General features: G+C 66.5%; 9 protein-coding genes. All 9 read right to left on the bottom strand.

Going from position 1 to position 12094, the window contains the following annotated elements; genetic code table 11:
• The 9 genes from V5G24_RS11855 to V5G24_RS11815 all read right to left on the bottom strand — a co-directional run bounded on the left by V5G24_RS11855 (position 1) and on the right by V5G24_RS11815 (position 11901).
• The gene (locus tag V5G24_RS11855) at positions 1 to 624 is read right to left on the bottom strand and encodes a HyaD/HybD family hydrogenase maturation endopeptidase (RefSeq protein ID WP_394082445.1); all 624 of its coding nucleotides are present in this window, start codon (positions 622 to 624) and stop codon (positions 1 to 3) included.
• 259 nt (positions 625 to 883) lie between these two features.
• Positions 884 to 1651, bottom strand: a complete 768-nt coding sequence (gene cybH / locus V5G24_RS11850; RefSeq protein WP_394082447.1) for a Ni/Fe-hydrogenase, b-type cytochrome subunit — start codon at positions 1649 to 1651, stop codon at positions 884 to 886.
• An 11-nt stretch (positions 1652 to 1662) separates the two neighbouring features.
• Positions 1663 to 3477 carry a nickel-dependent hydrogenase large subunit gene (locus V5G24_RS11845; RefSeq protein ID WP_394082449.1) on the bottom strand — a complete coding sequence of 605 codons (1815 nt, stop codon included), beginning with the start codon at positions 3475 to 3477 and terminating at the stop codon, positions 1663 to 1665.
• Positions 3474 to 4556, bottom strand: a complete 1083-nt coding sequence (locus tag V5G24_RS11840; RefSeq protein WP_394082451.1) for a hydrogenase small subunit — start codon at positions 4554 to 4556, stop codon at positions 3474 to 3476. The genes V5G24_RS11845 and V5G24_RS11840 overlap by 4 nt, the downstream gene beginning before the upstream one ends.
• A 146-nt stretch (positions 4557 to 4702) precedes the next feature.
• The gene (hypF, locus tag V5G24_RS11835) at positions 4703 to 7066 is read right to left on the bottom strand and encodes a carbamoyltransferase HypF (RefSeq protein WP_394082453.1); all 2364 of its coding nucleotides are present in this window, start codon (positions 7064 to 7066) and stop codon (positions 4703 to 4705) included.
• A gap of 7 nt (positions 7067 to 7073) precedes the next feature.
• Positions 7074 to 8552 carry a nickel-dependent hydrogenase large subunit gene (locus V5G24_RS11830; protein ID WP_394082455.1) on the bottom strand — a complete coding sequence of 493 codons (1479 nt, stop codon included), beginning with the start codon at positions 8550 to 8552 and terminating at the stop codon, positions 7074 to 7076.
• Entirely contained in the window at positions 8549 to 9556 is a 1008-nt protein-coding gene (locus tag V5G24_RS11825) for an NADH-quinone oxidoreductase subunit B family protein (RefSeq protein ID WP_394082457.1), read from the bottom strand. The genes V5G24_RS11830 and V5G24_RS11825 overlap by 4 nt, the downstream gene beginning before the upstream one ends.
• Positions 9553 to 10962 (bottom strand): sensor histidine kinase, encoded by a 1410-nt coding sequence (locus tag V5G24_RS11820; protein WP_394082459.1) that lies wholly within the window; start codon positions 10960 to 10962, stop codon positions 9553 to 9555. Before V5G24_RS11820 ends, V5G24_RS11825 begins: the two co-directional genes overlap by 4 nt.
• A gap of 144 nt (positions 10963 to 11106) precedes the next feature.
• Positions 11107 to 11901 carry an MBL fold metallo-hydrolase gene (locus V5G24_RS11815; RefSeq protein ID WP_394082461.1) on the bottom strand — a complete coding sequence of 265 codons (795 nt, stop codon included), beginning with the start codon at positions 11899 to 11901 and terminating at the stop codon, positions 11107 to 11109.
• Positions 11902 to 12094 lie beyond the last annotated feature (193 nt).

Here is a 12094-nt window from a genome sequence, read left to right as displayed (position 1 = left end):
TCAGGCCCCGTCGCTTCTGAGCGCCAGGACGCGCGCATCGCCGATGCGGCAGGCGTCCGCCGCGCTGGGGCGACCGGCTTCATAGGCTTGTCGGGCGATCGCCGGGGTGAGCACCGCGTCGTCGGTCTGGGTGCGCGGCAGGAGCGTGACGCCGAATGCGTCGCGCAGCAATGCCACTACGTGCGCGGCAGCGGGCGCCACCTGCGCCGCCACCACTTCGGTCAGGCCACCGCCGTAATCATCCAGCGTGTGGGGCTGCACCCCCACCAGACGCAGGACACGGGGCGCGCAGCCGCGCAATTGAAGCAAGGCCAGGACTTCCTGGAAGCCGGTCTGGTGCAGGCTCACCTTGCGCGCGCCGAGCACTGCGGGAACTTCGTCATCGCTGAGCAGATGCAAGGTGCCCGGCGGCAGGCCGTAATCGACCGCATCGACGATCACCACGATGTCGGCGTCTTCCAGATGTGGGAGCAGATAGAGGCCCTGGGTGCCACCATCCAGCAGTGTGACAGTGTCGGGCATGACGAAATCGCGATCGATCGCCTCGACGACCCGCACGCCAAACCCTTCATCCGCCCACAGGATGTTGCCAATTCCAAGCACGAGGATGCGATCGTCGGCCATGCGACGCCTTTCTCCCTGGGATGCTCCCGATGCGGTCTGACGCCGCGGCTTTTTCGAATTAAACCAATACAAGAGACGTGCCAGCGTGGGGTCGGATCGCAAATCGAGCGCCGGCAAGGCTCAGCTTCCGGCTCCCGGTCACCACTTTGCCACCAATTGGCTGAAATCCTTCCAGAAATGTTGGAAGTTGGAAGGAGTGCTTCCAAATGAAAAAGGCGCGACAAAAGCCGCGCCTTTCAAGATGGGTTCTGAGCTGCCGCTATTCAGGGTCGTCGTCCCGGAACGTGCGGTAGCCATTGGTGATGGCTGAGACCATGCTCTGGCGGGACATGATGTCCTCACGGATCACCGAATAGACGTGGATGATCACGAACACGATGAACACCCACATGCCGAGGTGATGGAAGGTGTGCACATTCATGCTTCCGCCCAACGCGGGGATGATCCAGCCGAACAGCCGGTCCTGCCAGCTGCCGAGCCCCTCGCCCTCGGAATAGAGCGCGAACCCCGTTCCGATCATGAACAGGCCGCCCACCACCATCACCCAGAACATGAACACCTGGGCGAGCGGGTTATGGCCGACGAACTTCAGCGGGCGCGGCTTGAGAAAGGCATACCATTTCACCTCGATGAACAAGCCGCGCCAGAAGCTCGCCTTCCAGAACGGAAAGGTGAAAAGCTCGCGCGCATATTGGTTGCCCACCAGCGCCCACAAGGCCCGGCCGATAAAGCCGATGGCAAAGATATAGCCGGCCGAAAAATGCAGGAAGCGGATGGTGCCCATCATGTAATGGGCGCTGGCCTCGCCCGACAGCGTCGGCAGCGGCGAGCCGATGAGATAGCCGGTGACGCACAGCACCAGGATCGAGAGGGCATTGACCCAATGCCAGAGGCGTACCGGCGCCTCATAGACATAGACGGTGGTCAGCTTCCGCGCTCCGCTGATCGGCGGGGGGGCACCCGCCGGGGATGCACCCGCCGGGGCGGCATGGGAGGGCGCTCCGGCGCCGAGGGACGTGTCGGTCATTGCCCCCTCCCCTAGCGGACGGTGACGCGGGCGAGTTCCTCGCCGCCCGGCGCCAGCACATGGGTGGAACAGGCCAGGCACGGATCGAACGAATGGAGCGTCCGCAGGATCTCCACCGGCTCGTCCGGCCGCTCCATGGGCGTGTTCAGAAGCGAGGCCTCGAACGCGCCGATATTGCCCTTCGGATCGCGCGGACCGCCGTTCCAGGTGGTCGGGACGACGCACTGGTAATTCTCGATCCGCCCGTCCTTGATCTTGATCCAATGGCCGAGCCCGCCGCGCGGCGCGGCGACCGTGCCGACGCCCTTCGCCTCCTTCGGCCAAGTTGAGGGGTCCCATTTCTCCACATTGGCGGTGGTGCTGTCGCCGGCCTTGATGTTGGCGATCAGATTGTCGAAATCGGTCAGCATCATCTCGGCGCAATAATGCGCCTCAAGCGCGCGCGCGAGCGTGCGGCCGATGGTGGTGGGAAGCGCCTGCTTCGGCGTCAGGTTCGTGCCGGCCAGCGTGTTGAAGCGGCCGAGCGCCTCATCCACCTGCCCCTTCACATAATCCACCCCATGGGCATAGGCGAGGGTGTAGCGGGCGAGCGGGCCGACCTCGCACGCATTGCCCTTCCAGCGCGGGGCCTTGATCCAGGAATATTTCGCCGCCTCATCCACGGCTTCGATATTGGTCTTGGTGCCCTTGGCCGCCGGGCCGAGCTGGTAGTTCGGCTCCGTGACGCCGTCCCAGGGATGCAGGCCGACGTCGTTCTTGCCGGCGCCGTAGGTGTACCAGGAATGGGTGACGAACTCCTGCACCTGCTCGGGGTCGCGCGGGTCGATGGGGTGGATCTCGTTCCAATTGCCGTTCAGGATCACGCCGCCCGGCAGGCGATCGGTGGATTTCTGGCCCTGGATGGCTTCGTAATCGCCATAATCCATGACGTTCGTGGCCGAGAGCCCGCCGCCATAGAGCCAGCCCTTGTAATAGCTGGCGATGGCGATGACATCCGGCACATAGACGTTCTTGGAGAATTCATAGGCTTCCTGAAGCTTCAGCTTCACGAAGTTCAGGCGCTCCATGTTCAGCGGCGCGCCGGCCGACATGTCGCCTTCCATGTTGATGGCGCAGGGCACGCCGCCCACCATGTAGTTCGGATGCGGGTTCTTGCCGCCGAAGATGGTGTGGACCTTGACGATCTCGCGCTGGAAATCGAGCGCCTCGAGATAATGCGTCACCGCCAGCAGATCCGCCTCGGGCGGCAGCAGATAGGCCGGGTTGTCCCAATAGCCGTTCTTGAAAATACCGAGCTGCCCGCTCTCGACGAATTTCTTCAGCCGGTTCTGCACGTCGCGGAAATAGCCGGGGGAGGATTTGGAATGGTCGGAAATCGCCTGCTGGAGCGCCGACGTCGCCTTCGGGTCCGCCTTCAAGGCATTGACCGGATTCACCCAGTCGAGCGCATGCAGATGGTAGAAATGGACCACGTGGTCGTGCCACTGCAGCACCTTGGCCATGATCTCGCGGATCAGGAAGGCGTTGTTGGGGATCTTGATCTGCAACGCATCTTCCACCGCGCGCACCGAGGTGAGCGCATGGCAGCCCGTGCACACGCCGCAGATGCGCTCCACGAACGCCCAGGCGTCGCGCGGATCGCGGCCCTTGAGAATGACCTCAAGCCCGCGCCACATGGTGCCGGTGGAGACCGCATTGCGGATCACATTGTTGGCGTCCACATTCACTTCGCAGCGCATGTGGCCTTCGATGCGGGTGACCGGATCGACGACGATGCGGCGCCCGGCGGTGTCCAGGCTGAAGCCGTTGGGGGTCAGGATGGTCACTTGGCGTCTCCCTTATGCTGGGCGCGCTTCAAGGCGCTGACCGCCGCATGCAGCGCCACGGCGCCGCCCACGACGCCCGCAGCCGCGAGCCCGATCTGATCCGCATTGGCTTCCACACCGAAGCCCTTGCCGTTGATGTCCGCGAGGCGCGCATACCAGGACCCCTTGTCCCAGAAGCCGTCCTCGGAGCAGCCGATGCAGCCGTGGCCGGCCTGGATCGGGAAGGAGACGCCATCGTTCCAGCGCACGGTGGAGCAGGCGTTGTAGGTGGTCGGGCCCTTGCAGCCCATCTTGTAGAGGCAATAGCCCTTGCGGGCGCCCTCATCGTCGAACTTCTCGACATATTGGCCGGCGTCGAAATGCGGGCGCCGGTAGCATTTGTCGTGGATGCGCTGGGAATAGAACATCTTCGGCCGGCCCTGGCGGTCCAGCTCGGGAATGCGGTCGAAGGTGAGCATATAGGTGATGACGCCGGTCATCACCTCGGCGATGGGCGGGCAGCCCGGCACCTTGATGATGGGCTTGTCGAAAATCACTTCATGCACCGGCGTGGCGCGGGTGGGATTCGGGCGCGCGGCCTGCACGCAGCCATAGGAGGCGCAGGAGCCCCAGGAGATGATGGCCTTCGCGTCCTTGGCCACCTTCTTCAACTGGTCCACGAACGGCTTGCCGCCGATGATGCAATACATGCCGTCTTCATTGAGCGGCGGATTGCCTTCCACCGCGAGGATGTAATTGCCCTTATATTTGGTCATCACCTCGTCGAGGATGGCTTCCGCCTGATGGCCCGCCGACGCCATGAGCGTGTCGTCATAGTCCAGCGAGATCATGGAGAGCACCACATCCTTCACCAAAGGATGGGCGGAACGGATGAAGCTCTCCGAGCAGCAGGTACATTCCAGCCCATGCAGCCACAGCACCGGAAGGCGCGGCTTGGTCTCCATCGCATAGGCGATCTGCGGCGCGAGTTCCGGGCCGAGGCCGAGCGCGGCGGCGGTGAGCGAGCAATATTTCAAGAACGAGCGGCGGGTGATGCCCTGCCGCCGCATGACATCATAAAAGGTTTCGAGGCCGACCATGCGGCGTCCCTCCTGGTGGTGCTCTCACGCCGTCGCGTCGAGGCGATGCGCTCAGGCTCCATCAGCAACCCGCGTGCCAGTTTTTATTTTTAAGAATATCAAAGTGTTGGGCGAATGCGTGGGCATCCGGGGCGGAAAGTGACACCTCACTTTCCAGCTGAGGCGGAAAGCGCGTGACCGGTTTCCACGTGCGCCGATTCCACGTCTGCCAGAATCCGGGCCGCCGCCACCGCCGCCTGCCCGAAGGCCAGTCCGCCATCATTGGCTGGCACGTCGGCGGGCGCCATCACCGTGTAGCCGTCAGAGACCAAGCGTGCGGTGACCGCTTCCAGCAGCACGCCATTCTGGAACACCCCTCCCGAGAGAGCCACATGGCGCAGGCCTTCGGTGCGGGCGACGTGCGCCGCCGCATCCGCGAAGGCGATCGCGACGCCGGCGTGGAAATTTGCCGCGCAGGTCTCAATGCCGACCTTGGCCGCGCGATCCACCAGCGCGGCGCGCCAGAGCGGGCTGGGGTCGAGCTCCAGCAGGTCGCCGCAGTCCGACATGGCGAAGGGATAGGGCGCTGGCGCCTCCCGCCCTTCGGCGCGGGCTTCCAGCGCCATGGCAGCTTCGCCCTCGAAGCTCAGGCGATCCGGCGCCAGACCCAGCAGCGCGGCCATGGCGTCGAACAGCCGGCCGGCGGAACTGGCAAGCGGCGCATTCACCTGCCGCGCGATCATCGCCCGCAGGGTGGCGATGGGCTTGCCCGCAAACAGCTCTTGCGGAACGGCATTTGCGCCCACGGCCGCATCGAGATGGGCCAGCAAGACGCGCCAGGGTTCCCGGCTCGCGCTGTCGCCGCCGGCGAGCGGGATCGGACGCAGCCGGCCCCGCCGTCGGAACGTGAGATAGTCGCACAGCAGGATTTCGGCGCCCCACGCGGTGCCGTCGGCCCCAAGCCCGAGCCCATCCAAAGCGATGCCGACCACCGGCCCGGCATCGCGGCGCCAGCCGTTTTCGGCCATGGCGGCGGCGATATGGGCATGGTGATGCTGCACGCCGACCACCGGCAGGCCACGGGCTTCGGCATATCGGGTCCCGAACCGGGTGGCGCGATAATCGGGATGAAGGTCCAGCGCGACGGCCACCGGGACGTGGGAGAAGACGCTTTCATAATCGGCGATCGCGTCGGCGAACTCATCCTCGACCGCCGGCGCGTCCAGTTCGCCGAGATGATGGGTGAGCAGCGCCTTGCGGCCATGGGTGAGGCAGGCCGCGCTTTTCAGATCGCCGCCGATTGCGAGCACCGGCGGCGCCCCGGCGAAATCCTCCGGCAGATCGAACGGGCGCGGCGCCTGCCCGCGTCCGCGCCGCATCACGCGCGCCCGTCCTCCAACGATGCGGACGACGCCATCCTCCAGGCGGCGGGCGATCGGCCGGTCGTGGCCGAGAATGCCGTCGACGATGCCGGCGAGTATCGGCGCGGCCTCGTCGTCACGAAACACCTGAGGTGCATTCGCGCGATTGGCGCTGGTCATCACCAGCGGCCGCCCCACGCGGTTCAGCAGCAGATGATGCAGGGGCGCATAAGCGAGCATGAGGCCGATCCGGCCCGGCGCCGGGGCAAGTCCTGCCGCCAACGGACCGTCCTGCCGTCGCTCCAGCAGCACGATGGGTGCCGCCGGGTCGCCGAGAGCTGCCGCCTCACCGGGGGCGAGATGACAGAGCGCAGCGGCGGCGTCGAGATCCGCCACCATGATTGCCAAGGGCTTGGACGGCCGGTGCTTGCGCCGCCGCAGTTCGCTCACTGCCGTGCCGTCTGTGGCGTCGCATGCGATATGGAAGCCGCCGATCCCCTTCACCGCGATGATGCCGCCGGCGCTCAAGGCGGCCGCCGCCTGGGTCAGGGCATCGCCATCGCCGCGTGCCGCGTCCGGCAGCGGCGCCAACAAGGACGTCCAGCTCAGGCGCGGCCCGCAGGTGGGGCATGCGATGGGCTGGGCGTGGAAGCGCCGGTCTTGCGGGTCCTCATATTCGGCCCGGCACGCATCGCACAGGGGAAAGTCCTGCATGGTGGTGCGGGCGCGATCATAGGGCAGGCCCCGGACGATGGAAAAGCGCGGACCGCATTCGGTGCAATTAGTGAAGGCATAGCCGAACCGGCGCGCGGCGGGATCGGCGATTTCGGCCCGGCAGACCGGGCAGGTGGCGATATCCGGCACGATGCCGACCGAAACCGCCCCTGCCCCGCTCGCCACGATGTGGAACCCGCCCCCCTCCGGCGGCGCCGTGGGATGCGATGTGATCGCCTCCACCCGGGACAGGATGGGCGCCTCATCGCGCAGCGCCAAGACGAAGTCTGCCAGCGCCTCCCGCGCGCCTCCCGCATGGATGAACACCGCATCGCCGGTATTGCGGACTTCCCCGGAAAGGCCGAGCCGCTGGGCGAGGCGCCACACGAAGGGCCTAAATCCCACCCCCTGCACGATCCCGCGCACGATGATTTCAGCGCCCTGGATGTCGGACATGGGCGCCTCAGTGCACCGTGCACACCATGCAGGGATCGAACGAGCGCACGATATGCTGCACGCTCAGCGGGGTCGTCTCGTCGCGATGCACGAGGGCACCCACCAGGGCGGCTTCCAGCGGGCCAGGCACCCCGGCGGCATCGCGCGGCGAGAAATTCCAAGTGGTCGGGGCGATGATCTGGTAGCGCGAGATGCGGCCGCCCTCCACTTCCACCCAATGGCCGAGCGCGCCGCGCGCAGCCTCGGTCAGTCCGGCGAACCGGCCTCGGGCGGGCATTTGCCCCTGGGCGCACCAGGAGCCCTCCGGCTCCAGCGTCCGCACCCAGCTTTCCATGGCGATGAGGGTGCGGGCGCTCTCCACCAGCCGTGCGATGACGCGGGACAACACATTGCCTCCGCCCGATGCCACGAGATCGCGGATGAGGGGCTGGCCGTCGATGACCTGACGCGCGAGAGCGCCGGTTTCGAACGGCAGGCCGTTCAGGCGCGGCGCCTTGCACCATGTGTACCCGGTCTCGTCCGCCCCATCGGGCACGGTCGAGCCTTGGAATGGATGATGCGGATGCGCGCGCTCCTCCATGCGAGAGAAGGTATGATCCTCCGCGATATCCGCCGGATCGAAGACACCCGTTTCTCCCGCGACATGAACGCCGGCGGGATAAAGCGCGCCCTCCTGCGCGGGATACGCGCCATAGGAGAGAAACCGATCATAGGCGCGCCCCTGATGCGCCAGATCGAGATCGGCCGCGATTTCCAGGAACAGGCGGAAATCGCCGTCCGGGCCACGGGCGCGCCAGGCGTCCAGCTCGGCGCGGCCGGCAAGCGCGGCCACCTGTTCCAGCTTCGCGCCGAAGAGTTGATCTTCCAGCACCGCGCGCACCGCGCCCAGCGTCGCCAGGAGGCGGACCTTGTCGCGGGATTCCGCGCGCTTGGTCACGCCGCCCGGCTGGATCGCCAAAGTGTGCGGCCAGCGGCCGGCGAGCAGGCCGAGGACATGGAGCAAGGTCGCCCGTGCCTGCAGCAAGCGCCGCGCGCTGGTGCCGCGCCCGGCCTTGAAGCGGGCTTCCGCCTTCGCGAACCACGGGCGCCCCGCATAGGCCGCGCGGGCGAAATCCGGCATGAAGAAGAGATGGAAATGGGTGAGATGGTCGGCCACATTCTCGGTGGCGACGATGAGATTGGTGGCGATCCGCCCGTTGCGCGTCGGCTCCAGCCCCTGCAACCCGGCGAGCGCCAGCGCTGCGGCTTGCGACTGGGAAACCGAGCAGATGCCGCAGATGCGCGGCGCGATCACCAGCGCATCCATCGGGTCCCGCCCTTCCAGGATGCGCTCGAAGCCGCGAAACAGCGGCGAAGAGACATGGGCCTGCGCCACCGCGCCATTGGCGATGTCGAGACGCACCTCGAGATCGCCTTCGACGCGATTGAACGGCCCGACTATGAGCCGCGTGATGCCATCGCCCGCTGAACCTTGCGCTTCGCTCATCGCCGCTTGATGTCCCGCACCGTGGGCGGCACCACCAGATGATCGCTCACCGCATTGCGCCGCAGCCGTTCCGGCGTCGCCGCCTTGGCGAGGGAGGACAAGGCGATGAACCAAGCCTTCGGCATGTCGGTCGGCAGGCCCACGGGAATTCCGGCAACTTTCGGGGTTTCCAGGAAGGCGTGGCCGGGCTCCTCGAATTCGGGGGCCGTGCAATTGATGCAGGCATAGCCGCCGCGGGTGCAGGAGCCTTCGCCGTTCCAGGATCGCGTATTGCAATCCGCATGGGCCTGGGTGCCGAGGCAGCCGAGATGCTCCATCATGCAGCCGAGGTCGGAGAGCTTCTCCGCGCTGGCCTTGAACTCGTAATATTCGTTGCGCGGGCAGCCGTGGTGCACGAGATGGTCGGCATAGAAGCGCGGCCGGCGATAGGCGTCGAGATCCTGCGCGCCGAGCAGGCCGGCGGCGAGCAGCATCAAGGTCTCGGTGACCCAATTGGGATGCGTCGGGCAGCCCGCCACATTGATCACGGGCAGGCCCGAGCGGGAGCGGAATTGGGCGCCCAGCGCCCCGCCCTCGCGCCGTCCGTCATATTGCAGGCCGCAGGCATCGGCGGGATTGATGCCGGCGGCGGTTACGCCGCCATAGGCGGCGCAGGTGCCCACCGCGACCACATGCTCGGCGAGCCCCGAAAGCTCCCGCACCCATTCGATCGTAGGCCGGCCCGTGCCGGCGAGCACATGGAAGCGGCCGGTTCCGTTCGGCCCGCGCAGGAGCGAGCCTTCGACGCACAGCGCATCGAGGCGCAGCGCGCCCGATCGCACGCGCTCGAACACCGCCAGGGCCTCGCTTCCGGTTTCCTCTGAGAGCCCCGGATGCCAGAGCATGCGGATGCCGGCGCTGTCGAAGGTGGTGATGAGGTCCGGCCCCTCGGCGCAGAGCAGGGACATGGTGCAGCCGCCGCAGCCGCCGGATTGCAGCCAGAGAATGTTGAACGGGGCGCTCAAGGCTGCTTCTCCATTGGAGCCGCCGGCAAGGTCACGCGCATGACGGCGCCGCCTCCGGGATGATTGCCGGCCTCCAGCAGGCCGTCGTGCTCCTGCACGATGCGATAGCTGATGGAAAGGCCGAGACCCGTGCCCTTGCCGACCGGCTTGGTGGTGAAGAAGGGATCGAAGATCCGCGAGGCAATCTCCGCCGAGATGCCGGGCCCGCTGTCCTGAACGCTGATCACCACGCGGTCGCCGCGCCGCTCGCCGGCGATCAGCAGCCGGCGGTCGCCGGCGCCTTCCATTGCATCCACCGCATTCTGGATGAGGTTCATCATCATCTGGTGCAACTGGCCGGGATGGCCAATCACGTCGAGCGGCCCCACCAGCTGAAAGGTGGTGTCCACCGCCGGGCTCTGGGCTTTCGCCACCCATTCCAGGGATGAGCGCACCAGGGCCGCCATGTCGACCGGCTCGGACGCCTGCCGCCGGTCGGACGAGAAGCGCCGCAGGTCGGCGACGATGTCGCGCACGCGCTCGGCCCCTTCCAGCATGCCGGCGATGGTCGGGGCCATCTCCCGCAATGTGCGGTCGATCTTCAGCTCCGCCCGCAGGTCGGCACGCGCCGGTGCCGGGCCGTGAAGCGCGTCCACATAGCTCACGAGCCGCTCGCCATAGCGTTTCAAGGCGTGGGCGTTGCCATAGACGAAGGAGATGGGATTGTTCAATTCGTGCGCGACGCCGGCGACCAGGCGGCCGAGCGAGGCCATCTTCTCCGCATGCACCAATTGCTGCTGGGCCTGCTTCAGCCGCTCGTGGGCGGCGGCGAGGTCGCTATAGGCTTTGCGCAATTCGCCGATCGGGCGGCCCATGAGGACGATGCCCACCGCGCGGCCCCGCGAATCGAACCGGATCGCGCCGTTCACCGAAACCGGAAGCGGACCTTCCGGCGTGGCGAAAGCAAAGTCGCGGTCCACGATGCGCTGGCGCTTGGCGACGATGGCCAGCACGTCGGCGAAGCCGGTCGGCGTTTCCGGCGCCAGGAGATCGGCGAGTCGCAGCTCTAGAAGGTCCGATCCCGACCGGCCGAGCAGCCGCTCGGCGGCAACGTTGACCTGCTCGATGCGGCCGGTGAGGTCGCAGGCGATCAAGGCGTCGGTCATGGAGGCCATCACCCCGGCGATGAAGGCCTGGGCTTCCTCCAGGGCGGCGTTCTTGTTCTCCAGCTCCACCTGCTGGGTCACCAGCTCGGCGTAGGTCTCGTCCATCTTGCGGATGACGGCGATCCAGGCCTGTTCCGCGTCGGCGCTGAGCGCGGCGGCCGCATCGATCCCAAGCCCGCCGGCGGCGGGATCGTGCGCACGGCCTTTGCTACCGGATGCGGACATGGAGACGGGAACCAGGCTGGACGAATGAACGGGCATGCTAAGCCCGCCGTGGCCCGGATCACAACAGAGGATCCGCCGCGCGCGGCGCGAGCGGCAAGAATCGTCTTTAATTCACAAATTAACACCCTGAATTCAATAAGTTGATGGCGTGAACCGACTTCATGAATCAGATCGGCCGCCTCACCCCTCGAAGGTCATGCCGTCGAACGCCGGGATGATGCCTTCCGGCAGGATGTCCACAAGGCGTCCATAATCCAGATCCGTATGGAGATTGGTCAAAATGCTGCGGCCCGGCTTCATCCGTTCGATGTGGGCCAGCGCCTCGCTTAGGCTGAGATGGGAGGGATGTGGCGCTTCACGCAAAGCATCAAGAATCCAAATATCTAGATTTTCTAGATATTGCAATGAGTTATCTGGAAATGCGCTGACATCGCTTGAATAAGCGACGCCCTCGAATCGGAAGCCGAACGAGTCGATTTCGCCATGATGCTGGCGAAACGGCAGCGCGACAATGGGCCCGCCCGGCCCATCGACCTGCACCGCCCGGCCCTCGTGGAACCGGTGCTCGGTCAGGATCGGCGGATAGACGCCGCCGGGCGGCGTGCGGAAGCAATAGCCGAACCGCAAGTGCAGGGCCGCCGAGGTGTCCTCATCGATATAGGCGTCGATGCGCTGGCGCTGCTGGATCGCCAGCGGGCGCACATCGTCGATGCCGTGGGTATGGTCGGCATGGGAATGGGTGAAGAGCACGCCGTCCAGCCGGTCCACCTGGGCATCCAGCAATTGCTCGCGCAGGTCGGGCGATGTGTCCACCAGCACCGTCGTCACGCCGTCCGGCCCGTGCCGGCGCACCAGCAGCGAGCAGCGTCGCCGCCGGTTGCGCGGATTGGTGGGATCGCACGCGCCCCACCCCTGCGCCACGCGGGGGACGCCGCCCGAGGAACCGCAGCCGAGTATGGTGAAGGTCAGGCCCATGGGAAGCTTCCGCACGCTGTCACCCAGGAGCCTTACCGCCGCCGGCGCGGATCACCAAGGCTCTCGCGCCGGACGGGCCCGATTCTCCCCAGCCGCGGCGCCCGCTTCCGCACCGGCCCCGTGCGACGCAACCAAGATTGCCGTGCGGCGTTGTGCACTCACAGGTCGGCTGGCGGGCCGGGCGCATCATGGG

Source organism: Roseixanthobacter finlandensis, from assembly GCF_043195105.2.
Classification (GTDB): Bacteria; Pseudomonadota; Alphaproteobacteria; order Rhizobiales; family Xanthobacteraceae; genus NCEH01.
The sequence above is the reverse complement of the archived record's forward strand: the minus strand, read 5'-3'. Positions and strand labels throughout refer to the sequence as shown.

Coding starts and splice junctions, on each gene's coding strand:
- V5G24_RS11855 (WP_394082445.1), bottom strand. CDS start 624: ATGGCCGACGATCGCATCCTCGTGCTTGGAATTGGCAACATCCTGTGG.
- cybH (WP_394082447.1), bottom strand. CDS start 1,651: ATGACCGACACGTCCCTCGGCGCCGGAGCGCCCTCCCATGCCGCCCCG.
- V5G24_RS11840 (WP_394082451.1), bottom strand. CDS start 4,556: ATGGTCGGCCTCGAAACCTTTTATGATGTCATGCGGCGGCAGGGCATC.
- hypF (WP_394082453.1), bottom strand. CDS start 7,066: ATGTCCGACATCCAGGGCGCTGAAATCATCGTGCGCGGGATCGTGCAG.
- V5G24_RS11830 (WP_394082455.1), bottom strand. CDS start 8,552: ATGAGCGAAGCGCAAGGTTCAGCGGGCGATGGCATCACGCGGCTCATA.
- V5G24_RS11820 (WP_394082459.1), bottom strand. CDS start 10,962: ATGCCCGTTCATTCGTCCAGCCTGGTTCCCGTCTCCATGTCCGCATCC.
- V5G24_RS11815 (WP_394082461.1), bottom strand. CDS start 11,901: ATGGGCCTGACCTTCACCATACTCGGCTGCGGTTCCTCGGGCGGCGTC.